Source organism: Erwinia sp. MYb416, from assembly GCF_037479575.1.
Lineage (GTDB): Bacteria > Pseudomonadota > Gammaproteobacteria > Enterobacterales > Enterobacteriaceae > Erwinia > Erwinia rhapontici.
Genome location: NZ_JBBGYT010000438.1, coordinates 216,738 through 241,853 on the forward strand (window position 1 = coordinate 216,738; position 25,116 = coordinate 241,853).

Genomic DNA, 25,116 nt, shown 5'->3' on the forward strand with positions numbered 1-25,116 from the left:
CAGGAGGTCAAATGACCCAGCAAGAGTTTTTGCGCCGCCGTCAGGCGCTGTTAGCGAAGATGGCTCCGGCCAGCGCGGCGGTGATCTTTGCCGCACCGGAAGCAACGCGCAGTAACGACAGCGAGTATCCCTACCGACAGAACAGTGATTTTTGGTACTTCACCGGGTTTAACGAGCCGGAAGCCGCGCTGCTGCTGATTAAAAGCGCTGACAATCATAATCACAGCGTCCTGTTCAACCGCGTACGGGATCTGACGGCAGAAATCTGGTTTGGTCGTCGTCTGGGTCAGGATGCTGCACCTGCGACCCTGGCCGTTGACCGTGCTCTGCCGTGGGATGACATTGGCGATCAGCTGCATCTGCTGCTGAACGGCCTGGATGTGGTTTACCATGCTCAGGGCCAGTATGACTTTGCTGACGCCGTTGTTTTCAAAGCACTGGAGACACTGCGCCGTGGCTCACGACAGAACCTTTCTGCGCCCGCGACGCTGACCGACTGGCGCCCATGGGTGCATGAGCTGCGTCTGATTAAATCACCTGAAGAGCAGGCGGTGCTGCGTGAAGCCGGGCGCATCAGCGCACTGGCCCACACGCGCGCAATGCAAACGTCGCGCCCCGGGATGTATGAATACCAGTTGGAAGGGGAAATTCATCACGAATTTAACCGCCACGGTGCCCGCTTCCCGTCCTACAACACCATCGTTGGCGCGGGCGATAACGGCTGTATTCTGCACTACACCGAAAACGAAAGTCAGATGCGCGAGGGGCAGCTGGTGCTGATCGACGCCGGGTGCGAACTCCAGGGGTATGCGGGCGATATCACCCGAACCTTCCCGGTGGGGGGCAAATTTACCGCACCGCAGCGCGCCATCTACGACATCGTACTGGCGGCGCTTTACCGCTCGCTTGAATTGTATCGTCCCGGCACCAGCATTCGTGACGTGACGGCGGCGGCGGTTAACGTCATGGTCAGCGGCCTGGTGAAACTGGGCATTTTGCATGGCGATGTCGACATGCTGATTGCTGAAAATGCCCACCGTCAGTTCTTTATGCACGGCCTGAGCCACTGGCTGGGGCTGGACGTGCATGATGTGGGTGACTACGGTGTGGACCGGGACCGTATTCTGGAAGTGGGCATGGTGCTGACTATCGAACCGGGTTTATACATTGCGCCAGATGCCGATGTACCCGCCGAGTACCGTGGTATTGGGATTCGCATTGAAGATGACATCATTATCACCGCCGAAGGTAACGAAAACCTGACAGATACGGTGGTGAAAGATGCCGATGAGATTGAAGCATTGATGGCGGCAGCGAAGCGTTCATGAGCATAATTATCGCAGGGGGAGGGATGGCTGGCGCTACGCTGGCACTGGCGATCTCACACCTGACGCAAGGAAAACTGGCGGTAACGCTGGTCGAGGGAACAGAGCCTGCCAGCCGTGCCCATCCCGGCTTTGACGGACGGGCGATTGCTCTGGCCGAAGGCACCTGTCAGCAACTGGCCGCTATCGGCCTCTGGCCGGTGCTGGCATCGGCTGCGACCGCGATCACCGATGTGCATGTCAGCGATCGCGGGCATGCCAGTTTTGTCTCGCTGGCGGCGGCTGACTACGATGTGTCGGCGCTGGGCCAGGTGGTTGAGCTGCATGAAGTTGGGCAGCGACTGTTCGCCCGTCTGAAAAAAGCATCCGGCATCACCCTGCGCTGCCCGGACAAAGTCGCCGGGGTGGAACGCACTCAGGAGAGCGTCAGCGTGTTACTGGAGAGCGGTGAGCGGTTGACGGGCGATCTGCTGGTGGCGGCCGATGGTTCTCGTTCACGTGTGGCTGCTGCCTGCGGTTTACAGTGGCAAAGTGCGGATTACCAGCAGGTGGCCGTCATCGCTAACGTCTCGACCCAATTACCGCATCAGGGGCAGGCGTTTGAGCGCTTTACCGAACATGGGCCGCTGGCACTGCTGCCGATGTCCGGGGGGCGCAGCTCACTGGTCTGGTGCCATCCGCTGGCGCAGAAAGCGGCGGTCGATAGCTGGAGCGATGCGCGCTTCCTCGCAGAATTACAAAAAGCCTTTGGCTGGCGGCTGGGGCGCATCACCCAGGTGGGGCAGCGCGACAGTTATCCGCTGCAACTGCAAACCGCTGCGCAGCATATTTCCCATCGACTGGCGCTGGTCGGCAATGCGGCACAAACGCTGCATCCGATTGCCGGTCAGGGGTTTAACCTCGGTATCCGTGATGTCATGTCGCTGGCGGAAACGCTGGCGGCCGCATGGCGTGCCGGGCAAGGGGTGGGGGCGTATGCCACGCTGAACCACTATCAGCATCGACGTCAGCCAGACGCGCAGGCCACGATCGGCATCACCGACGGGCTGGTCCGACTGTTTGCAAACCGATATACGCCGCTGGTTGCAGGGCGCAACCTGGGGCTGATGGCGATGGATCATCTGCCGCCATTACGTAATTTGCTGGCCGAGCGCACGTTGGGCTGGGTTAAGCGTTGAGGAGAAAGCAGTCATGCAAACCTATGATGTGATCATCGCCGGTGGCGGAATGGTTGGGCTGGCCGTGGCCTGTGGCCTACAGGGCAGCGGATTGCGCGTTGCGGTACTGGAGCGCGAAATACCGCAGGCGCTGGATAATGCCGCCCCTCCTGCGTTACGCGTTTCTGCGATTAATGCGGCCAGCGAACGCCTGTTGCAGCATCTTGGCGTCTGGGATGCGATCCTCAGTTCCGGTGCCAGTGCCTATCACGGCATGGAAGTGTGGGACCGTGACAGTTTTGGTCATATTGCTTTTGATGATGAGCAGCAGGGATTAGCGCACCTCGGGCATATTATTGAAAACCGGGTCATTCACCAGGCGTTGTGGCAACGGGCAGAAAGCCTCAGCGATATCACGCTGGTGGCCCCAGCGGAGCTTCAGCAGGTAGCATTTGGTGATAATGAAGCCTTTGTCACGTTGCAGGATGGCAGCATGATGACCGCCCGGCTGCTGGTGGCCGCAGACGGTGCCAACTCCTGGCTGCGCAACAAAGCCGATATTCCGTTGACCTTCTGGGATTATCAGCACCATGCGCTGGTCGCCAATATCCGCACGGCGCAGCCCCATGAGTCGGTAGCCCGTCAGGTGTTTCACGGTGACGGTATTCTGGCCTTCTTACCACTGCGCGATCCGCACCTCTGTTCGATTGTCTGGTCGCTGTCGCCGCAGGAGGCTTCGCGCTTACAGGCTATGCCGGAAGCGGTGTTCAACCAGCAGCTATCGGTGGCGTTCGATATGAAGCTTGGCTTGTGTACGCTTTCAAGTGAACGTCAAACCTTCCCGCTGATGGGGCGCTATGCGCGTAATTTTGCGGCACATCGTCTGGCACTGGTAGGCGATGCGGCACATACCATTCACCCGCTGGCCGGGCAGGGCGTTAACCTTGGCTTTATGGATGCCGCCGCGCTAATCGGTGAGGTTAAGCGCCTGCAACAGCAGGGCAAAGACATTGGACAGCACCTTTATCTGCGCCGCTATGAGCGCACTCGCAAGCACAGTGCCGCCGTGATGCTGGCCAGCATGCAGGGGTTCCGCGAGTTGTTTGACGGCAACAACCCGGCGAAGAAACTGTTGCGTGATGTGGGTCTTGCCCTGGCAGATAACCTGCCAGGCGTGAAGCCGCGTCTGTTGAAACAGGCGATGGGCCTGCACGACCTTCCTGAGTGGCTGCGTTGAGCTGAATGAAAGAGCAGGGGAGCTGAGGCTCCCCTTTTTTACGCCTGTTATTCCGTCATTCTCCTGCTGCGCAATCAGAGGGCAAGGGTTGCCCCCTTTTTGCACATCGTTTGAAAAATTCTAATTTCACCTGTCACTTCGCATTACTTTTAATAATGTCATCGCTATTCTGCGCAAGTCATTTTTTAGGCCAGGAATGCCATCACTATGTCTTTTAACTGTCCTGTTCCCCATTAATTGCCATCTTTGTGTGTGATAACGCATTTTTCCAGCGGAAAAAACCAGAAAATGGGTTCTGCTCCTTTTTGGCTCAGAGCGAATTCGACCTCGTTTATCTTATGGTTAATTGACAACTTCAGTGGTAAGTTCGTAGCGAAGGTAACGATTGCGTTGGCCGCAGCAGGCGGTAAAAAACACTCGTCAGCAACCGGATGGCACAGGAAAACTATGACTCAGCAAACCCCGACTCAGCAGACCCCGTTATTCGAACAACACCATGTAAGTGGTGCCCGCATGGTCGATTTTCATGGCTGGATGATGCCGCTTCACTACGGCTCTCAGATGGATGAACATCACGCGGTACGTACTGATGCCGGGATGTTTGACGTTTCCCATATGACCATCGTCGATCTGCGCGGTGCGCGCACCCGCGAGTTTCTACGCTATCTGCTGGCCAACGATGTCGCCCGGCTGACTCAGCCCGGCAAAGCCCTCTACACCGCCATGCTCAATGCATCCGCTGGCGTAATAGACGATCTGATTGTTTACTTTATGAGCGAAGACTTTTTCCGACTGGTGGTTAACTCCGCCACACGTGAAAAAGATCTGGCGTGGATCGGCGAGCATGCAGCGGCCTTCGGTGTCCTGCTGACAGAGCGTGATGACCTCTCGCTGATTGCCGTACAGGGGCCTCATGCTCAGCAAAAAGCACAAACCTTATTCAATGAAGAACAGCGTGCGGCAGTCAGCGGCATGAAGCCGTTCTTCGGCGTTCAGTCCGGCTAACTTTTTATTCCCACGACCGGGTACACCGGGGAGTCTGGCTATGAAATTGCCCTGCCCAATGAGCAGGCGGTCGGCTTCTGGCAACAACTGCTGGCTGCGGGGGTGAAACCTGCGGGGCTGGGCGCGCGCGATACCCTGCGTCTTGAAGCCGGAATGAATCTCTACGGCCAGGAAATGGACGAAGGGGTTTCTCCGCTGGCCGCCAATATGGGCTGGACCATTAGCTGGGAACCCACCGACCGCCAGTTTATTGGCCGCGAAGCGCTGGAATTTCAGCGCGAGAAGGGAACGGAACAGTTGGTGGGTCTGATCATGACGGAGAAAGGTGTGCTGCGTAACGCATTGCCAGTGCATTTTACCGATGCCGATGGCAACCTGCGTGAAGGGATTATTACCAGCGGCTCATTTTCCCCAACGCTGGGTTGTAGCATCGCCCTGGCGCGTGTCCCTGCGGGCATTGGTGAACATGCCGTGGTGCAAATCCGCAACCGCGAAATGCCGGTGCGCGTCACTAAACCTGTTTTTGTTCGTGCCGGTAAACCGGTGACAAAATAGTGATTCCACGCCGCAGAACTTCTGCGGCGTATAAAGATAAGACGATTTTTGGAGAGCATGTTGATGAGCAATGTACCAGCAGAACTGAAATACCGTGACAGCCATGAATGGGTGCGTAAAGAGGCCGATGGCACTTATACCGTTGGGATTACCGAACACGCGCAGGAACTGTTAGGTGACATGGTGTTTGTTGACCTGCCGGATGTGGGCAACACCTACAGCCAGGGCGAAGACTGTGCGGTGGCAGAGTCAGTCAAGGCAGCCTCAGATATTTATGCACCGTTAAGTGGTGAAATCGTGGAAGTGAACAGCGGTCTGGATTCAGAGCCGGAACTGGTCAACAGCTCCCCGTACACCGATGGCTGGTTGTTCCGCATCAAAGCGGTTGATGATACCGAGTTTGAGACGTTGTTAGATGCGGCCGCCTATCAGGGACTGATTGAATAAGCGATCCCATCGCTATCTTACTTGCCATTTCGGGATTGGGCCGTTGCCCGTCCCGTCTCTTATGCCCGATGCAGGATTGACCGATCATGACCCAGAAACTCAGCCAGCTTGAACATCACGGTGCATTTATCGAGCGCCATATTGGACCTTCGCAGGAACAGCAGGACGCCATGCTTCATGCTATTGGCGCGGCCTCACTGACCGATCTGATAACCTCGATTGTGCCCGCCGACATCCAGCTTCCCAGCCCGCCCGCGGTGGGTGATGCGCTGACGGAGCATCTGGCGCTGGCCGAGTTGAAAGCGATTGCAGCGCAGAACCAACGCTATAAATCTTATATCGGCATGGGTTATACCCCCGTGCTGACACCACCGGTGATCCTGCGCAATATGCTGGAAAATCCGGGCTGGTACACCGCTTACACCCCTTATCAACCGGAAGTGTCGCAGGGGCGACTGGAAGCGCTGCTGAACTTCCAGCAACTGACGCTGGATCTCACCGGGCTGGATATTGCTTCCGCCTCCCTGCTTGACGAAGCCACCGCCGCAGCCGAAGCGATGGCGATGGCGAAGCGCGTCAGCAAACTGAAACACGCCAACCGTTTCTTTGTCGCGGATGATATTCATCCTCAGACGCTGGATGTGGTGCGTACCCGTGCGGAAACCTTCGGGTTTGACGTGCTGGTGGACAAAGCGGAAAAAGTGCTGGAGCTGGACGATGTCTTTGGTGTGCTGCTACAGCAGGTGGGGACTGGCGGGGAAGTGCATGATTATGCTGACCTGATTACCGAGCTGAAAAGCCGCAAAGTGGTCGTGAGCGTGGCGGCCGACATGATGACGCTGGTGCTGTTACAGGCACCGGGTAAACAGGGCGCAGATATTGTCTTCGGTTCTGCCCAGCGTTTTGGCGTGCCAATGGGTTACGGCGGCCCACATGCTGCCTTCTTTGCTGCGCGTGACGAGCATAAACGCTCGATGCCAGGACGCATTATCGGCGTATCCCGTGATGCCGCCGGTAATACCGCACTGCGTATGGCGATGCAGACCCGCGAACAGCATATCCGCCGCGAGAAAGCCAACTCCAACATCTGTACCTCGCAGGTACTGCTGGCCAATATTGCCAGCCTGTATGCGGTTTTCCACGGTCCCGTTGGCCTGAAGCGGATTGCCAGTCGCATCCACCGCCTGACCGATATCCTCGCTCAGGGCTTGCAGCAGCGCGGTCTGAAACTGCGCCATGCAACCTGGTTCGATACCCTGACGGTCGAAGTCAGCGATAAAGCGGCGGTGCTGGATCGCGCGCTGAGCTTTGGCATGAATCTGCGCAGCGACATTTTGAATGCCGTGGGCATCACGCTGGATGAAACCACCACCCGTGAAGATGTGACCGCACTGTTCTCTGTGCTGCTGGGCAATGAGCACGGGCTGGATATCGATGCACTGGATACCGACGCGCAGGCGATCCCGGCGGCGATGATCCGTCAGGAAGCGATCCTGACCCACCCGGTATTTAACCGTCATCACAGCGAAACCGAGATGATGCGTTACATGCATAGCCTGGAGCGTAAAGATCTGGCACTGAACCAGGCGATGATCCCGCTTGGCTCCTGCACCATGAAGTTGAACGCGGCGGCGGAGATGATCCCCATCACCTGGCCCGAATTTGCCGAACTGCACCCGTTCTGCCCGGCCGAACAGGCAGGCGGCTACCTGCAAATGATCGGTCAGCTTTCCCGCTGGCTGGTTCAGCTGACGGGTTACGATGCACTCTGTATGCAGCCGAATTCGGGTGCGCAGGGGGAGTACGCCGGTCTGCTGGCGATCCGCCGTTACCACGAAAGTCGCAACGAAGCGGGGCGTAATATCTGCCTGATCCCAAGCTCAGCACACGGTACCAACCCAGCTTCTGCACAGATGGCGGGCATGGAAGTGGTCGTGGTGGCCTGTGATAAGCAGGGCAATATCGATCTTCACGATCTGCGTTTGAAAGCCGAACAGGCGGGCGACGCGCTCTCCTGCATTATGGTGACCTACCCGTCGACCCACGGTGTTTATGAAGAGACGATCCGTGAGGTCTGTCAGATCGTTCATCAGTTTGGTGGCCAGGTCTATCTCGATGGTGCCAATATGAATGCCCAGGTGGGGATCACCACGCCGGGCTATATCGGCGCAGATGTGTCGCATCTGAACCTGCACAAAACCTTCTGCATTCCGCACGGCGGCGGCGGGCCAGGTATGGGACCGATTGGCGTCAAGGCGCACCTGGCACCGTTTGTTCCGGGCCACAGTGTGGTACAGATTGAAGGCATGCTGACCGGACAGGGCGCGGTTTCTGCTGCACCGTTTGGCAGCGCCTCCATCCTGCCTATCAGCTGGATGTATATCCGCATGATGGGTGCGGAAGGGCTGAAGCAGGCGAGTTCCGTGGCGATCCTCAATGCCAACTACATTGCTCACCGTCTGCAATCGGCTTACCCGATCCTCTACGCCGGACGTGACGGCCGCGTGGCGCACGAATGCATTCTGGATATCCGCCCGCTGAAAGAGCAGACCGGCATCAGCGAGTTGGATATCGCTAAACGCCTGATCGACTACGGTTTCCATGCGCCGACCATGTCATTCCCGGTGGCCGGTACGCTGATGGTGGAACCGACTGAGTCAGAGAGCAAAACCGAACTGGATCGCTTTATCGATGCCATGCTGGCGATCCGCAGTGAAATTGACCGTGTCGTCGAGGGTGAATGGCCGCTGGAAGATAACCCACTGGTGAATGCACCACATACCCAGATGGAAATTGTCGGCGAGTGGGGCCATCCTTATACGCGTGAACTGGCGGTATTCCCGGCCGGAAGCGCGAATAAATACTGGCCAACAGTGAAACGTCTGGATGATGTTTACGGTGACCGTAATCTGTTCTGCTCCTGCGTACCGATAAGCGAATACGAATAACCGCATCGTGATCAGCGGCGGATAATCTGTAAGGGTTGACCTTCGTTTCGGTCAACCCTTTTTTATGGGATAAACAGCATGAAAATCGCATTAGTGACAGGCGGCAGTCGCGGCATTGGCCGGGCTACCGCCATTCTGTTGGCACAAATGGGCTGGCGGGTCGCCGTCAACTACGCCCGGCGCACCGATGCTGCGCTTGAAGTCGTGGATATGATTGCGCAGCAGGGAGGCAGTGCTTTTGCCCTTCAGGCGGATATCGCTGATGAAGCGCAGGTGATGGCGATGTTTGCTGACATCGACCGCCAGCCGGGGCAATTGACGGCGCTGGTCAATAATGCCGGTATCCTGTTTCAGCAGGCCACGCTGGAACAGCTCACGGCAGAGCGCATTAACCGGGTCTTTGCCACCAACGTCACGGGCAGTTTTCTTTGCTGTCGCGAAGCGGTTAAGCGCATGGGCCACCATCACGGCGGGAGCGGTGGGGCGATTGTCAATGTTTCCTCGGCGGCCGCCAGAACGGGGGCACCGGGTGAATATGTTGATTACGCCGCATCAAAAGGGGCGATGGATACGCTGACTAAAGGGCTATCGCTGGAAGTGGCGGCGCAGGGTATCAGAGTGAACGGCGTGCGTCCGGGCTTTATTTACACCGACATGCATGCGGACGGGGGGGAACCGCAGCGGGTCGATCGACTGGCACCCGGCATTCCAATGCAGCGCGGTGGCCAGCCGGAAGAGATCGCGCGCGCGATTGCCTGGTTGCTCAGTGATGAGGCGTCATACATTACCGGAACATTTATTGATGCAGCGGGCGGCCGCTGAGATAACGTGGTCGGATGATGGCAATAAACGATAACGCCTAAGGCCAGTTCTTATCGGGTAGAGGGGCTGGCTGAAAAAGGTCAGCCCCTCCCTCTCTCTTAAAGCTCGGAAATATAGCCGACATCGTCGGACGTGGGATTCCCGGCCGCCGCGCGTGCCAGCTCATCACAACGTTCATTCTCAACGTGGCCCGCATGACCTTTAACCCACTTCCAGGTGATCTCATGGTGGCTGAGGGCCGCATCCAGGCGCTTCCACAGGTCGACATTCTTAACCGGCTTCTTATCGGTGGTTTTCCAGCCGCGTTTTTTCCAGTTATGTATCCAGGTGGTAATTACCTGACGAACATACTGACTGTCGGTACTCAGCACCACCGCACAAGGCTGTGTCAGCGCTTCCAGTGCCACAATCGCCGCCATCATTTCCATGCGGTTGTTGGTGGTCAGGTGGAAACCTGCGCTGTACGTTTTCTCATGCTTGCCATAGCGCATAATCGCGCCATATCCCCCGGGGCCAGGGTTGCCAAGGCACGAACCGTCGGTGAAAATTTCTACCTGCTTAAGCATCTCTGGTAGACTCCCTGTAGAAAAACGCCAAGTCTGCCATAAATGCGCCTGATGAGCACCGTAAATACCGTTCACCCGGTCCACGAACGGCCCTTTCGTCTTCAACGGGGTGTGGCCTGTATACAAAATATCTGCAGGACCGTGAAATGGGATTAACGATAAAAGCAGGGCCTGCTCCAATTGTGCTCTGAATCACAAATTTGAATATTGATTACGGTTTCTATTGGGAACAAAGCGCCAAAAAAACTACGGTGTCACACCGTGTTACAGGGTTAATTGCTGTTTTTTTCGCCATTGATAAAGAGATTGATGAATGTTTACCAACAAGACGATATCCACTTTAAACGCGTTGGAGAATAAAGTTTATAATTTTGTAATTAAAAATTTGAATACTGTTGTGTACATGACAATCAGAGAGCTTGCAAACAGTTCTCAGGTGTCGACGGCAACGGTATTGCGTTTTTGCAAGAAGATAAACTTCAATGGATATTCTGAATTCAAAGCCTATCTGAGAATGTATCTGGAGCAGGATAAAAAAATACTGTTGCCACATGGTGCCGATGAAATACTTAGCTTCTTTAAAAGTATTAATAATAATGACTTCGATGAATTAATTATCAGTGCAGCAGAACATATTGTCGCGGCTGAGCGTGTGATCTTCGTTGGTGCAGGCAGCTCAGGTACACTGGGTAAGTATGGGGCACGCTTCTTCTCTAACATTGGCAAGTTCAGCAACCATATTGATGATCCCTACTATCCTGTCAGCACCGATATGTACAAAAATGCGGTGGCTATCGTGCTATCAGTTTCGGGTGAAACCCCTGAAATTATTAAATTAGCCAAACAGTTTCTCATTCATCAATGCAAAATTGTCAGCATAACCAGTAATAACAAATCCACTCTTGCCTTAATGGCTGACTTTAATGTTTCCTATCATGTATCCAGAGTGTTAATCGCGAATGAATATGATATTACGACGCAGGTTCCAGTGATTTATATCCTTGAATCTATTGGTCGTCAGTTGGCGAATAAAATGACGCCGGAAATGTCACAGGGTGTTTCTTTCTTGTGACAAATGACGAGCCTGTGTTTTTGTTATAACGTGACTTTAACAGTGTCTTTTTTTACCATTAATTTCTAAATATTTAAGCGTGAACGACTTAAATTAAACTAATGGCAACGGAAGACACGTGATGGCAATTAACTATGCTGAATCGGCGAAAGAGATCGTCGTTCTGATTGGTGGTGATGATAATGTGATCAGTGTCACGCATTGTGCCACGAGATTACGATTCGTCCTTAAAGATTATTCTCAGGTAGATAAAGACACCTTAAAGCGCGTTAAGGGCGTGATTACCGCCGTTGAATCCAGCGGTCAATTGCAGGTCGTCATCGGCAATCACGTGGGAGATGCCTATCGCGAAGTACAGCACCTGCTGAATATCGACGAAAGCGTGGCGGTCAGTGCACCCAATGTCGGTGTCGTCAATCGCTTGATGGATATTATCTCCAGCATCTTCGCCCCCTTCCTCTATCCACTGGCGGCATGTGGCGTATTACAGGGGCTGATTTCATTGTTCGCTGCACTGGGGTGGATGGACCCTGCCAGCGGCACTTACCGCATTCTTAACTTTGTTTCCTGGACTGGTTTTACTTTCCTGCCCGTGATGGTGGCTTTCACCGCGGCGAAAAAATTCAATGTAAATCCTTTCACGGCAGTCATTGCCGCCTGTGCCCTGGTTTCACCTGACTACATCAACATGCTGACGGCCAATAAGATCCTGCTGGCGAATTCTGCCGATCCTGCGTTGCAGGCATTGATGAAAGCGGCGGTCGATAACCCGGAAATTGCCAAAGTACTGGTCGAGGTAGCAGGTATTCCGCTGACCGCTGATCCCCTCACCTTCCTCGGTTTGCCGGTGCAGTATCTCAGCTATACCTCCTCGGTGATCCCTATCATCCTGATGGTATGGATCATGTCTTATGTGCAGCGCTTCTTTGAACGCGTGCTGCCCATCGTCATCCGCAATATGTTCACCCCAATGTTCTGCCTCGCCATTATGGTGCCCTTAACGCTGCTGGCGTTCGGACCTGTCGGCAACATGATAGGTGGTGCAATCGGTGGTGTTTACAACTCGCTGTACCATCTCAGCCCGTCCATTGCTGGTTTTGTTGTCGGTGCTGTCTGGATGCCACTGGTCACCCTGGGGGTTCACTGGGGCATTACCCCGGTCACGGTAGGCAACTACGCCACGCTGGGCTACGACACCTTTACCGGATTACAGGCTTCAGCCGTGTTTGGCATGGCCGGCGCCGTTTTTGGTGTCTATCTGAAAGCCAAAGACGATGAACTGAAACGCGTTGCGCTCTCTGCCGGGATCACCGCTCTGTTTGGTATTACGGAACCGGCTATCTATGGCGTGGCACTGCGTCTCAAGCGCCCGATGATTTGTGGATGTCTGGCCGGGGCTATCGGTGGCGCCATCGCCGGGGCATTCAATGCAGTGTCATGGAGCTACTGCATACCGGGTATTGCGGTCTTACCGGTGTTCTTTAAAGAAGGGCATATGACGCAATTTCTCGGCTTCCTGCTGTCTGTGAGCGTGGCCTTTGTATTGGGCGTGGTGTTCGCCTGGCTGGGTGGATTTAAAGAAGAGATCCCGACAGAAAAACGTGTGATGGCTAATGTCAACGCTGTCTGAATGACTGAAAAAGAAGTGAATGATGAACAATAAATTACCAAAAGAGTTTATGTGGGGTGGTGCGGTTGCCGCACACCAGGTCGAGGGCGGATGGGACAAGGGGGGCAAAGGCCCGAGTATTGTTGATGTCCTGACCAGCGGAGCACATGGTGTGGATCGTGTGATTACAGACGGTATCAAGGAGGGCCTTCTGTACGCCAATCACGACGCGGTGGATTTCTATCATCAGTATCCTGGCGACATCGCATTGTTTGCTGATATGGGGTTCAAGTGTTTCCGCACTTCAATTGCCTGGTCACGCATTTTCCCTCTCGGTGATGAACTGGAGCCGAACGAAGAAGGGCTGCGTTTTTATGACGCGCTGTTCGATGCGCTGCTTAAACAGGGTATTCAGCCCGTCATTACGCTCTCACATTTCGAGATGCCCAATCATCTGGTCACGGAATATGGCGGCTGGAAAAACCGCAAAGTGGTGGATTTGTTTGTCAGATTCAGTGCGGCAGTCTTGAAGCGTTACCAGCATAAAGTGAAATACTGGATGACGTTCAATGAGATTAACAATCAGCGTAACTGGAAAACCCCGTTGTTTGGCTACTGCTGTTCCGGGGTGATCTTCACCCAGGAGCCGAACCCGAAAGCATGCATGTACCAGGTGCTGCACCACCAGTTCGTTGCCAGTGCGCAGGTGGTGAAACTCGGGCATGAGATTAACCCGGAGTTACAGATTGGCTGCATGATCGCCATGGTGCCGTTGTATCCCTTCTCCTGCCATCCCGACGATGTGATGTATGCTCAGGAAGCCATGAGAGAGCGCTTCCTGTTCGGTGATGTACATATGCGCGGCTATTATCCGTCGTACATCCTGAAAGAGTGGCAGCGTAAAGGGTATGACATTGTGATGGCGCCGGGTGACGCACAAATCCTGCGTGAAGGTTGCGCCGATTATATTGGCCTGAGTTATTACATGAGCAATGCCGTCAGCAGCGAACAGGCCGGCAGCGGTTCTGCCCTGTCAGGGTTTGAAGGCAGTGTGCCTAATCCGCATGTCAAAGCCTCAGACTGGGGATGGCAAATCGATCCGGTGGGTTTGCGTTATGTGCTCAATATTCTGTATGAGCGTTATCAGAAACCGCTGTTTATTGTCGAGAACGGCTTTGGTGCGGTGGATGTAAAAGAGGAAAGCGGCGAGGTCAATGATGACTATCGTATCGCCTATCTCCGTTCTCACATTGAGCAAATGAAAAAAGCTGTTCTTGAGGATGGCGTTGACGTTATGGGGTACACCCCCTGGGGCTGCATTGACTGTGTCTCCTTCACCACCGGGCAATACAGCAAACGCTACGGCTTTATCTATGTTGATAAAAATGATGACGGCAGCGGCACCTTTGTTCGGTCGAAAAAGAAAAGTTTTCACTGGTATAAAAAGGTGATTGCCAGCAACGGCGATACGCTCTGAGCAATATTAAACGATACATCATACGCGACAGGGAGGTCGCTCAATAATAAAGGTTGGAAGATGAAAAAAAGAACCTCTCTGTCCCTTACTCTGTTTATAAGCCTCAGTATTACCACGTATCACGCACAGGCAGATTTATCCGTCATACAAAACAGTTTGCTGACCGAACTGCAACAAAAGCCCTTGCTGGTTGAGGATTTAAGTCATCCGGCATTTAGCTGGGCACTGTCAGGCAGTGGTCGGAGTGAAAAGCAAACGGCTTACCGCATTATCGTGGCCACCAGTGACGCGGTGATTAACCCTGCGGGTCGTTTGACCAGAGAAAAAAACGTTGTCTGGGATTCCGGAAAAATACCCTCTGCGCAATCTTCGGCGGTGCCATATAGCGGGCCGCAACTCAGCCGTGCTACCCGCTATTACTGGTCAGTACAGGTGTGGGATCGGCAAGGACAGGTATCGGCGTTTGCTCCTCTCTCTCGCTTTGATACCGCATTGAAAGCGGGCTGGCAGGCAAAACCCATTTGGTCTGAAGCGCAGCCCAACTGGGCCTTCTTCCGACACAGTTTTCGGGCAAAAAATAAACCCATCAGCCGCGCGATCCTTTATGCGACAGGCCAGACGCCCGAAGATACCCGACAGTATGTCTATAAGGTGAATGTGAATGGTACGTTTGCCGGGTTGGGGCCTGTCAGAGGCTACAACAACCAACATTTCTATAACGCCTTTGATGTCACGGCACTGCTGCGTCAAGGGCAAGACAACGCGCTGGGGGCACTGGCGTTTACCTACGGTAAAAAGAAAAGCTTTATGGCGGAACTGCGCATCCATTATCAGGATGGAGAGGTGCAGACGATTGCTACTGATGAGCGTTGGAAAGTGCTGGATGGCACAGCGGCATTCCCTTATGCAGGCGATGTTCATGCTCAGGAGGCGGTATCCTGGGTGGGTTTCCGCTATCCCCATGAAAATATCGTCGCTAAAAATTATCCAGCCGGTTTCGACGTCACGGGTTTTGACGACACGACCTGGTCAGCACCGCGTGTACAGTCACCGATTGATAATCTGACGGGTTACCCGGCAGAGAATCTGACACAGATAGAGGTGAAGCCGCGTAAGGTGACATCACTGGGTAAAGGCCACTTCCTGCTGGATTATGGAACGACGGTCGTCGGTGGTATGACGCTGACCCTGGATAACCGACAGTCGATCGCTAACGACGTCACGATCAAAACGGGGGAGATACTGGCCGCCGATGGCGCCGTAAAATGGCAGACTGCCGCGTTAATTAACAACCTCGATAAATGGCAGCTAAAACCCGGCAAACAGACGCTTGAACATTTTGGTTTCCGCGTCTTCCGCTATGCGGAAATTTCTGGATTGCCGGATGCACTGACTGCCAGTCAGTTGGGTGAAATGCTAACAACGCAGGCGTTACGTTATCCGTTCGATGACGGTGCGGCCACATTCAGCTCATCGAATAAGACCTTGAATGATATCTGGGCGTTCTCAAAAGCGTCAATCAAGGTACTGAATCACGATCTCTACGTTGATTCTCCTAACCGTGAACGTGCGCCTTACGAAGCGGATACTTACATCCAGCAGTTGAGCAATTACCAACTCGACAAGGGTTACCCGCTGGCGCGCTTTTCCACGGAATGGTTGATCGACCACTCGACCTGGCCGATGGAATGGAAGGTCTACAACATCCTCAATGCCTGGAATGATTACCTGTACACCGGCGATGATCGTCTGATCCGCACGTATTATTCGCAGCTCAAAGGTAAAATTCCGGCGAAGCTGACCGCAGGTTTTGATGATAAAACCGGGCGGGTGACAGCGAATTATGGCGATGGGGCGCCGGGACCGGATCATGACATCGTGGACTGGCCTGCCTCATTACGTGCCGGTTATCAGTTCTCCAATACTCACAATGTGACCAATGCGTTCTTTTCTAAAGGAACGCAGACGCTGGCGGACATCGCCGGGGCATTAGGTGAACGTCAGGACCAGCAGCATTATCGCCAGCTGGCGGATGCCTCAGCCCGTGGCTTCCGTTCGGGCTTTTATGACGCCGGGGCTCAGGCCTTTAAAGACAATATTGGCGGTAAACATCATCTCTCCAGCCAGGCGAATGCATTTGGTGTGGCGTTCGGTCTTGCGACGCCTGAAGAGGCCCGCCATGCGGCGACATTCCTGGCAGATAAAAAGATGCTGGAAGGCAGTGTATATAGCGCGCTGTTTGCTCTGAGTGCGATGGCAGAAAACGGCCAGGGAATGGAAGCTATCAATCAGATAACGGGCCTGAACAGTGATGGAACGCTCCGTCAAAATAGCCATAACTGGCGGCACATGATGGAACAGGGATCAGGCTCTACCATGGAAGCCTGGAATGAGTCTGACGACCTAACCGTCAGCCACTCTCATCCGTGGGGGACGGCACCAGTCATTGTCGCTTCTCAGGGGGTTTTTGGCGTAAAACCCCTCAAACCCGCGTATGAGCAGTTTCAGATCAAACCGATATTGCAAGGCCTGACAAAGGCCGACATCACCGTTCCGACTATCCGTGGAGAGATTAGCGCTTCGTTTGAGGTGAACAATCAGATCTGGCATTTGAATGTCGTGATTCCCGCGAATACGGAAGCCTTTATTTATATTCCAGCCCGCAATATCGATGACATTAAAGAAAGCGGTGTGGGATTAAATACGGTGAAGGATATTCAGTTTATTTCAGAGGGCAGTGGTTACGTTAAAGTGTTAGCAGGATCCGGGCACTATGCGTTTGTCTCGAATGGAAACTAAGCACGTTATTGTTTATTTATAAATAACACCCTCTGTTGATAATAAGCATCATTCCGGCAAAGCCGGAGGGGTGCTTATTATCTGAAAAAAATAATAGATAGAGATAATAATGAACACATTTAAAAAACTGCCCTTAACGGTGGCGGTCATTGCCGCGCTGTGCCCGTTTTCTGCTCTTGCGGAGCAAATGATTAGCCAGCAGCAGTTAGATAAGATTGTCGCTCAGGCGGTGGAAAAAGCGCTGGCAGAGCGTGAAGCAAGAGTGAGTGCCGCAACGCAGCCAACGCTAACGCCAGCGGCTGCCCCTGCTGCTGCAACATCCGCTGCGCCAGAAGCTCTCCCTGTTGCCGTCACACCCTCCGCCGATATGGCCATCCCTTACGGACTGAAGTTTTCCGCGTATGCCCGTTATGGTGCCCATTTCCAGGGCGGTGACCAAAAATATATCGCGGTGGATGGTTCCTATAATGGTTCGTCGGGTATTGGTCGCCTGGGGAACGAAGGCTACGGCGGGGAGTATCAGCTGTCTAAAACCTTTAAAGCGGAAAATGGCGCCATCTGGGATGCCAACGTGATGATCGATCACTGGAGCGACGAGCTTAATTTAAAGAAAGCCTACGTTGGCGTTACCAACCTGTTTGAATCGCAGCCCGATGCGTATCTCTGGGCCGGACGTGATTTCCATCAACGTCCACAGCAGGAGCTGAATGACTACATGTGGATGAGCCATGACGGGCAGGGGGCGGGGATTAAGAATCTCGATCTCAACGGCGTGCTGTTTGATCTGGCCGCCGTGGGGGCGGTGGAGTCCTGTGACGCACGGGTGGTAGAAGATGGCGATAATCCTTCGCGAATTTCCTGTACGGGTGGGGCCGGCACGGGTGAAAAAGGCAATTATGCGCTGACGTCAAAAATCCATGGCATCACAGTCGGTCCGGTTGATGTGGCGCTGTACGCCAACTACGGGCTTGACTCAAAAGCGGTAGAAAGCGATGAACGTACCAAAGCGTGGCAGGGGGCCGTAGTACTCAGCCACACGACCGATCGCTCAATGAACCAGTTCATCACGCGCTATTCAGACAACGCAGATAATAGCGTTTATAACAAAACGGACGCGCTGCGCTCGATTTATACCAGCTTTGATGGGGTCTACACCGTTAACCCTCAGACCACCGTCAGGTATCTGTTGGCCTTCCAGGACTATCGTAACAGCGAACTGAGTGAGGATAACCGCAGAAACTACGCCGCGATAATCCGCCCAATGTATTTCTGGAACGAAGTACATTCGACCTGGCTTGAAGGCGGCTATCAGCGCGTTAACTACGAAGAAGGGGGAAGCAACAAAGGGTGGAAGATGACGCTTTCGCAAAATATCTCTTTTGCTATGGGGCCAGACTTCAGACCAATGCTGCGTTTCTATGTCACCGGGGGGGAAGTGGATAACCAGCATACGGCGCGCACCACGGACACTGAGGACACTCGCCTTGATTCCTTCAACGTCGGCGCGATGTGGGAAGCGTGGTTCTGATTCGACCCATCATCGTCTGATCAGCCAGCGGTGTTGTGATGCCGCTGGTTCGTTGCTCTGAGCAGTGAAGCATGACTTGAGCACATGGCAGATGCTATTCTGTGTGGCGTATCCCCCTTTCAACACGCCGCAGCATCCTTGAGCCAGGCACGCATTCAATTATAGTGAGTAACGAATAGTGAGTTTTCAAAGTACTAATGACAGGATCATCGTTCTCGATACCGAAACCACCGGTATGAACATGATTGGTGTCCACTATGAAGGGCATCGCATTATTGAAATTGGTGCCGTTGAGGTGATTAACCGCCGCCCGACGGGCAATAACTTCCATGTGTATCTCAAGCCCGATCGGCTGGTGGACCCGGAAGCCTTTGGCGTACACGGTATTGCAGACGAATTCCTGCTGGATAAACCCACCTTCGCTCAGGTGGCAGATGACTTCCTGGCGTATATTGATGGCGCAGAGCTGGTGATCCATAACGCGTCGTTCGATATCGGCTTTATGGACTATGAGTTTGCCAAACTGCAGCGTGGCATTGCCAAAACCGAAACCTTCTGTCAGATCACCGACAGCCTGGCGATGGCGCGTAAGATGTTCCCCGGCAAGCGTAACAGCCTTGATGCGCTGTGTTCACGCTATGAGATAGACAACAGCAAACGTACGCTGCACGGCGCACTGCTTGACTCCGAAATACTGGCCGAAGTCTTCCTGATCATGACCGGCGGGCAGACCTCGCTGACCTTCTCAATGGAAGGGGATCGTGAAGAACAGGATGATGGCGAAACCATTCACCGCATTACCCGGCCATCCTCGGGGCTGCGCGTGGTGCGTGCCAGCGAGCAAGAGCGGATCGCGCATGAGGCGCGTCTTGATCTGGTGCAGAAAAAGGGCGGCAGCTGTTTATGGCGCCCGATCGATGCCAGTGATGTATAAGTGATTAAAAAGCAGGCGAAAACGCACTTTCGGTGAAAAAGAGAGCAGTTGAGATAATTCCACAGAAAAAGCGTTGACGCAGCGCAGGCCGCCCCGTAATATGCGCCTCGTTCCCGACGGGGAACATCGGTGGAGCGGTAGTTCAGTTGGTTAGAATACCTGCCTGTCACGCAGGGGGTCGCGGGTTCGAGCCCCGTCCGTTCCGCCAAGCATTTAGAGAAAGGCCGATTCGAAAGAATCGGCCTTTTTCGTTTTACGACGATGATGCCCTTCCTGAATATCTCACCCATCCTGTCTGCTTATCCTTTCGATCGTTATCGTGCTGCCGCGCGGTGAATCACCTTATATCGTAAAATATCTATAGATAATGACCGGGAGTCGATGTATCACTTTCCATCCCTCTGATATAAGAAAAAAGATGAAGATTAAACCGTTCAAGGAGGAGCGATGATAAAGCCGATATTTCTCTTCACCGTACTACTGATCGTTACACTCGCATCCGGATTACAAGCGGCCCCCGTTTATGCCGATAAACCTACTGCTGAAGCATCGGATCTCATGAAGCAATATGTCATATCGTCGGTGGCGGAGCGTGCTGAGGTTCTGCACAGACTGGAAGTGCTCTCTACCAAAAACCCTGATAATGTTAACGTAAGACGGATGTATGCCAACCTGCTAGTCTCTGACAGAAAATATGATAGTGCCATCTCACAATATGAAATGCTGAATAAAAAAAATCCGCGCCCGGTGCTCTTACTACCGGAATGTATGTTGAAAGAAAGGGTGGGTAAGAAAGACAAAGGGTGTTACCAGTCTGTCATTGCGATCGCTGAAGAGAAAAACATCCTGGATAGTGATTATCTTACCGCGCTGTATTTTGCGGACGATCAACGTTTCTTGGCAGAGAAAGAGAAACTTATTAACGCTAATAAAATGACAAAGGCTGAACTTGCTGTTTTTTCATTAAGCCGTGATCGCATTCTTTATACCCTGTATCCGTAACTGCGGGCAGGCTTACGGTACAACAAGAAAGCCCAGGGACCAGAAAATCTCTGGCCCCTGGTCATATCACTCTTTCTGCATCGCGACTTTCGCGTTATAGCCTTGTGTTGCGGCATTCTCCACATCGCCACGGGCGATCCAGCGATAGCTGCCTGCGCCCAGTGCCACCCCGATAAACCAGCTAAAGTTTGCCACCGCATGCAGCGAAGGAATAAAGCTGATCACCAGGCCAATGGCTACCGATGGCAGCAGCGCCACAATCGCTTTCGGGTTAAAACCACCGCGATACCAGTATTTACCTTTTGGCGTGGCATCAAACAGATCATCAACGGAGATCTGGCTGCGTTTGATCAGATAGAAATCGGCCAGCAGGATGCCGAACAGTGGCCCGATAAACGCGCCCAGCACATCCAGCGTATAGTGGATCAGCTCCGGTGACTGGAACAGATTCCACGGCGTCAGCAGCACGGAACCGACCGCTGCGATCATCCCGCCGGTGCGGAAGCTGATCTTCTGTGGCGAACAGTTGGAGAAATCGAAAGCCGGAGAAACAAAGTTGGCCACGATGTTGATGCCGATGGTGGCGGTAATCATCGTCAGCAGACCAATCGCCACTGCCAGATCGTTACCGACCATACTCACTGTCTCAATCGGGTCGGTGATCATTCGGCCAAACAGCGACTGTGTACCCGAAACAATCACCACGGTGACCAGCGAGAACAGCAGGAAGTTAAACGGCAGGCCCCAGCGGTTTCCCCGGCGGATTTCACCCATACTTTTACCGTAGCGAGAGAAATCACCGAAGTTCAGCAGCGGGCCAGAGAAGTACGACACCACCAGCGCGGTAGCCGTCAGCATCTGCCATGCCTGCTCGCCGCCCGTCAGCGTCTTGCTTGCCAGGGTGAAGGAGATACCGTCAAACCCGGTTTTGTATACAATCCATCCTGCCAGCGCCACCATCACCACGTACACCGCCGGGCCAGCCACATCAATGAAACGCTTAATCGCGCTCATTCCGTGCCAGAACACCATCGCCTGCAACAGCCACATAATACCGAAGCAGATCCAGCCGAGCTGCGATAATCCCAGCCAGGAGGCGTGCGTCAGTGACGACAGCGCAGGCCAGAACTTCAGCGAGACCAGCATCAGTGCATTCGCTGCAAGGTACGTCTGAATGCCGTACCAGGCAAAGGCGATTAACCCGCGGATCACCGCCGGGATATTGGCACCAAATACGCCGAATGCCTGACGACAGATCACCGCATAGGGCACGCCCGCCATCTGGCTGGGTTTCGCCACCAGGTTGGCACAGACCTGCACAATACAGATGCCGACTAGCAGACACAGCAGCACCTGCCAGCTGGCGAGGCCCAGCGTGAAGAAGCTCGCGGCCACCACATAGCCACCCATGCTGTGTACATCGGACATCCAGAAAGAAAAGATATTGTACCAACTCCAGTTCTGGTCACGCGTTGGCGCCAGATCCTCATTGCACAGCCGTGGGCTGTAGTTGACGGTGGCGTCTGACGCCGCTGCCGGGGAAGAACCATGACTATTTGGCATGAAACCTGCTCCTGTGAATACAGTTATCAATAAACCGGGTTACAGGAGACATTGCAGGATCCAGGCCAGAATGTAATTTCATGTATACAAAAGTCAGTTTTCATGTGTACGATTCTTGACGGAAATGATGTTTACCGGAGTAGGGAATGAAGAGTGAAACCGGGCTGAAAACGGCCTCCGACCTGAGTGACAAGGATGAGCCTATCTATCAGGCGCTGATGACGGCAATCGTGGAACATCAGTTACCACCGGGCAGTAAATTACCGGAGGAGGCACTCTCCGAGGTGTTCGGCGTCAGCCGTACCGGCATTCGTAAAGTGCTGCAACGCCTCGCCGCAGTGCAAATGATCACGCTGACGCCCAAACGTGGTGCGCAGGTCGCCACGCCAACCGTTGAGGAGGCGCAGGATATCTTCCGTACTCGCAGCCTGATTGAGTGCGCGAACCTGTCTGAGGTATTAATGCACTGCCAGGCCCCTCATCTTGCTGCCCTGGAGAAACTCAATCTCCAGGAGCAGCAGGCCCACGAAAATCACGATGGTGCAGCGGCGATCCGCCTCTCAGCGGCATTCCATATTCAGTTACAGGCGATTTCGGGCAACCAGGTGCTGACCGAAATCGTGACGCGGCTGACCCAGCGCTCCTCGCTGGTGGTTGCGGCATATGGTGCGCCCTGGCAGCAGGGCTGCCGCTGTGACGATCACGATCGGCTGGTGGTGCTGCTACGGGAAAAATCACTGACTCAGCTGACTGACGCACTACGGCAACATTTCGATCATATCGTCGCCAGTCTGCGCTTTGAACGCAGCGGCGAAACGCTGCCGGACTTTTCCCGGTTGTTTGCGTCAAAAGGAGCATGATGATGAGTAGCAAACAGGTCATTCAGGTGATCAACCCCAACACCAGCCTGGCAATGACGGAAACCATCGGTGCAGCGGCACGTGCGGTGGCGGCAGGGAATACCGAGATCCTGGCGGTGTGCCCGACGCAGGGCGTGCCGTCGATTGAAGGGCATTTTGATGAGGCTATCGCTGCCATTGGCGTGCTGGAGCAGATCAAAATCGGCCGTGAGCAGGGCGTCTGTGGCCATGTGATTGCCTGTTTCGGCGATCCGGGATTACTGGCCGCACGCGAGATGGCGCAGGGACCGGTAGTCGGGATTGCCGAAGCCGCGATGCATATGGCAACCCTGGTGGCCACACGATTTTCCATCGTCACCACGCTGCCGCGAACCCTGATTATTGCCCGCCATCTGCTTCAGCAATATGGCTTTGAGCATCACTGTGCAGCCCTGCACGCCATCGACCTGCCGGTGCTGGCACTGGAAGATGGCAGCGGGCTGGCGCAGGAGAAAGTGCGCCAGCGTTGTATACAATCCATCCGCGAAGATGGCTGCGGTGCCATCGTGCTCGGCTGCGGTGGTATGGCCGATCTGGCGCAATCGCTGACACGTGAACTGGGCGTACCGGTGATCGATGGCGTGACGGCTGCCGTGAAAATGGTGGAGTCGCTGGTAGCATTAGGTCTGAACACCAGTAAGCACGGCGATCTTGACTACCCGATACGAAAAAACCTGTCGGGCCAGTTTGAGCGCCTAAACTGAACAGTCGGGTCCCATTTCTTTTTGCGACGTTAAGGACTGAGACGATGAGCAACACTTCGGAAAAAAAAGAGTACAGCTTCAACAAAAACTATCCCCGTGACCTGCGCGGCTATGCGGGCAACCCGCCCCATGCGGCCTGGCCGGGTAACGCGAAGATCGCGGTGCAGTTTGTCCTCAACTACGAAGAGGGCGCCGAAAATAATGTTCTGCATGGTGATACAGGCTCCGAGCAGTTCCTCTCCGATATCATTGGGGCGGCCAGCTATCCTGAGCGCCATATGTCGATGGATTCACTGTATGAATATGGCTCACGCGCCGGATTCTGGCGCATCCATAACGAATTTCAAAAACGTGGCCTGCCGCTGACGGTCTTTGGCGTGGCCATGGCGCTGGCACGGCACCCGGAGATCGTCGAGGCGATCAAAGCCGCTGATTACGATGTCGTCAGTCATGGCTGGCGCTGGATCCACTATCAAGGCATGGATGCAAAAACAGAACGCCAGCATATGCAGCTGGCGCTGGATACCCTGACCGACCTGTTTGGCAAGACGCCAACGGGCTGGTATACCGGTCGCGACAGCCCCAACACCCGGCGTCTGGTCGTGGAACAGGGCGGCCTGACCTATGACAGCGACTATTATGGCGACGATCTGCCGTTCTGGACGCAGGTCACCTGTCAGGATGGCACGGTGAAACCGCATCTGATCATCCCTTATACGCTTGAAACTAACGATATGCGTTTTGCCACGCCGCAGGGGTTTAACACCGCGGAGCAGTTTTACACCTACCTGAAAGACAGCTTTGATGTGTTGTACGAAGAAGGGGACAGCACACCGAAAATGCTGTCGATTGGTATGCACTGCCGTCTGCTGGGCCGCCCTGGCCGTTTCCGCGCCTTACAGCGCTTCCTTGACCATATCCAGCAGCATGAAGGGGTGTGGATCTGTACCCGCCAGCAAATCGCTGACCACTGGGTGAAAACCCACCCGGCACCGAAAGCGTAATGCTGACAGCGAGGCTTGCCTCGCTGCCCTGAGCCCGTCCTGTATTATCGCAGAGACCACCAGGTCTCTGCGTACCTGTCAGCTCATCAAACTGACCTGCGCCGCCACAATGCGCCAACCACAGGGGAGCCTGACCCAGGTCTGCTGCTGACGGCCGATTTTGTCGCTGCCCTCGCGGGTGAACTCTGTGCTGCACACCGCAAAATCATCGCCGTAGCTGGTGATCACCGTATTCTGTAACTGACGGAATAACCCGGCTGAAGGACGTGCAGCCCGAAATTCGCGAATCGCATCGATACCGTACAAGTTCTCTCCCGCACCCAGGCGCACTGTGCGTTCGTCGTGCCAGAAAAGTTCATCCAGCACCGCAATGTCATTACTGATTAACGCCTCTTCGTAACGATAAAACGCGGCGGTAACTTCGGCGAGGATCGCCGGGCGGTCAATATGTTCACTTTTCATG

At 54.2% G+C, this 25,116-nt stretch carries 19 protein-coding genes, 1 tRNA gene and 1 pseudogene; 18 read left to right on the forward strand and 3 right to left on the reverse strand.

Annotated elements, in window-relative coordinates; translation table 11 throughout:
* Positions 1-11 precede the first annotated feature (11 nt).
* From pepP to WH277_RS10470, 7 genes and pseudogenes are all read left to right on the forward strand, one after another.
* Positions 12-1,328: a Xaa-Pro aminopeptidase gene (pepP, locus tag WH277_RS10440; RefSeq protein WP_133846182.1), complete on the forward strand. Its 1,317-nt coding sequence runs from the start codon at positions 12-14 to the stop codon at positions 1,326-1,328.
* Positions 1,325-2,503, forward strand: a complete 1,179-nt coding sequence (gene ubiH / locus WH277_RS10445) for a 2-octaprenyl-6-methoxyphenyl hydroxylase (RefSeq protein WP_159337595.1) — start codon at positions 1,325-1,327, stop codon at positions 2,501-2,503. The genes pepP and ubiH overlap by 4 nt, the downstream gene beginning before the upstream one ends.
* A 13-nt stretch (positions 2,504-2,516) precedes the next feature.
* Positions 2,517-3,719 (forward strand): FAD-dependent 2-octaprenylphenol hydroxylase, encoded by a 1,203-nt coding sequence (ubiI, locus tag WH277_RS10450; protein ID WP_159337597.1) that lies wholly within the window; start codon positions 2,517-2,519, stop codon positions 3,717-3,719.
* 447 nt (positions 3,720-4,166) lie between these two features.
* Positions 4,167-5,279 (forward strand): annotated as a pseudogene (gcvT, locus tag WH277_RS10455) (glycine cleavage system aminomethyltransferase GcvT).
* Positions 5,280-5,342: 63 nt separating this feature from the next.
* Positions 5,343-5,726 (forward strand): glycine cleavage system protein GcvH, encoded by a 384-nt coding sequence (gcvH, locus tag WH277_RS10460; RefSeq protein WP_133846186.1) that lies wholly within the window; start codon positions 5,343-5,345, stop codon positions 5,724-5,726.
* 86 nt (positions 5,727-5,812) lie between these two features.
* Positions 5,813-8,674, forward strand: coding sequence for an aminomethyl-transferring glycine dehydrogenase (gcvP, locus tag WH277_RS10465; protein WP_339505586.1), 2,862 nt, complete (start codon positions 5,813-5,815; stop codon positions 8,672-8,674).
* Positions 8,675-8,752: 78 nt separating this feature from the next.
* Positions 8,753-9,496 (forward strand): SDR family oxidoreductase, encoded by a 744-nt coding sequence (locus tag WH277_RS10470; protein ID WP_159337601.1) that lies wholly within the window; start codon positions 8,753-8,755, stop codon positions 9,494-9,496.
* Between the two features lie 98 nt (positions 9,497-9,594).
* Here the strand turns inward: WH277_RS10470 and rnhA are convergent, their stop codons facing one another.
* Complete coding sequence (rnhA, locus tag WH277_RS10475) at positions 9,595-10,062, reverse strand: ribonuclease HI (protein WP_339505588.1); 468 nt, start codon at positions 10,060-10,062, stop codon at positions 9,595-9,597.
* A 313-nt stretch (positions 10,063-10,375) separates the two neighbouring features.
* Here rnhA and WH277_RS10480 point away from each other — a divergent pair, with 313 nt between their 5' ends.
* The 8 genes from WH277_RS10480 (at position 10,376) to WH277_RS10515 (ending at position 20,483) form a co-directional block, all read left to right on the forward strand.
* On the forward strand, positions 10,376-11,134 hold the full coding sequence (locus tag WH277_RS10480) for a MurR/RpiR family transcriptional regulator (protein ID WP_133846190.1): 759 nt from the start codon (positions 10,376-10,378) through the stop codon (positions 11,132-11,134).
* A gap of 121 nt (positions 11,135-11,255) precedes the next feature.
* Positions 11,256-12,764 (forward strand): PTS transporter subunit EIIC, encoded by a 1,509-nt coding sequence (locus tag WH277_RS10485; RefSeq protein ID WP_133846191.1) that lies wholly within the window; start codon positions 11,256-11,258, stop codon positions 12,762-12,764.
* Positions 12,765-12,783: 19 nt separating this feature from the next.
* Positions 12,784-14,220 (forward strand): 6-phospho-beta-glucosidase, encoded by a 1,437-nt coding sequence (locus tag WH277_RS10490; RefSeq protein ID WP_339505590.1) that lies wholly within the window; start codon positions 12,784-12,786, stop codon positions 14,218-14,220.
* A gap of 60 nt (positions 14,221-14,280) precedes the next feature.
* The gene (locus WH277_RS10495; RefSeq protein ID WP_339505592.1) at positions 14,281-17,019 is read left to right on the forward strand and encodes a family 78 glycoside hydrolase catalytic domain; all 2,739 of its coding nucleotides are present in this window, start codon (positions 14,281-14,283) and stop codon (positions 17,017-17,019) included.
* Positions 17,020-17,128: 109 nt separating this feature from the next.
* Positions 17,129-18,547 (forward strand): carbohydrate porin, encoded by a 1,419-nt coding sequence (locus WH277_RS10500; RefSeq protein WP_133846194.1) that lies wholly within the window; start codon positions 17,129-17,131, stop codon positions 18,545-18,547.
* 178 nt (positions 18,548-18,725) lie between these two features.
* A complete protein-coding gene (gene dnaQ / locus WH277_RS10505; protein ID WP_259150958.1) occupies positions 18,726-19,481 on the forward strand; it encodes a DNA polymerase III subunit epsilon in 756 nt (251 codons plus the stop codon).
* Between the two features lie 131 nt (positions 19,482-19,612).
* Positions 19,613-19,689 (forward strand) — tRNA-Asp (locus tag WH277_RS10510).
* A 239-nt stretch (positions 19,690-19,928) separates the two neighbouring features.
* Positions 19,929-20,483 carry a hypothetical protein gene (locus tag WH277_RS10515; RefSeq protein WP_339505596.1) on the forward strand — a complete coding sequence of 185 codons (555 nt, stop codon included), beginning with the start codon at positions 19,929-19,931 and terminating at the stop codon, positions 20,481-20,483.
* 66 nt (positions 20,484-20,549) lie between these two features.
* On the opposite strand, the gene WH277_RS10520 is transcribed toward WH277_RS10515, so the two are convergent.
* Positions 20,550-22,046 carry an NCS1 family nucleobase:cation symporter-1 gene (locus tag WH277_RS10520; RefSeq protein WP_133846196.1) on the reverse strand — a complete coding sequence of 499 codons (1,497 nt, stop codon included), beginning with the start codon at positions 22,044-22,046 and terminating at the stop codon, positions 20,550-20,552.
* Between the two features lie 146 nt (positions 22,047-22,192).
* Here WH277_RS10520 and WH277_RS10525 point away from each other — a divergent pair, with 146 nt between their 5' ends.
* Genes WH277_RS10525 through puuE form a run of 3 tightly spaced genes read left to right on the forward strand, consistent with a single transcriptional unit; the run spans position 22,193 to position 24,653 of the window.
* Positions 22,193-22,906: a GntR family transcriptional regulator gene (locus WH277_RS10525; protein ID WP_133846197.1), complete on the forward strand. Its 714-nt coding sequence runs from the start codon at positions 22,193-22,195 to the stop codon at positions 22,904-22,906.
* Positions 22,907-22,908: 2 nt separating this feature from the next.
* A complete protein-coding gene (gene hpxA / locus WH277_RS10530; RefSeq protein ID WP_133846198.1) occupies positions 22,909-23,649 on the forward strand; it encodes an allantoin racemase in 741 nt (246 codons plus the stop codon).
* A gap of 44 nt (positions 23,650-23,693) precedes the next feature.
* Positions 23,694-24,653, forward strand: coding sequence for an allantoinase PuuE (gene puuE / locus WH277_RS10535; RefSeq protein ID WP_133846199.1), 960 nt, complete (start codon positions 23,694-23,696; stop codon positions 24,651-24,653).
* A 78-nt stretch (positions 24,654-24,731) separates the two neighbouring features.
* Here puuE and hpxZ read toward each other — a convergent pair whose 3' ends face one another.
* Positions 24,732-25,115 carry an oxalurate catabolism protein HpxZ gene (hpxZ, locus tag WH277_RS10540; RefSeq protein WP_133846200.1) on the reverse strand — a complete coding sequence of 128 codons (384 nt, stop codon included), beginning with the start codon at positions 25,113-25,115 and terminating at the stop codon, positions 24,732-24,734.
* Between the last annotated feature and the right edge of the window lies 1 nt (position 25,116).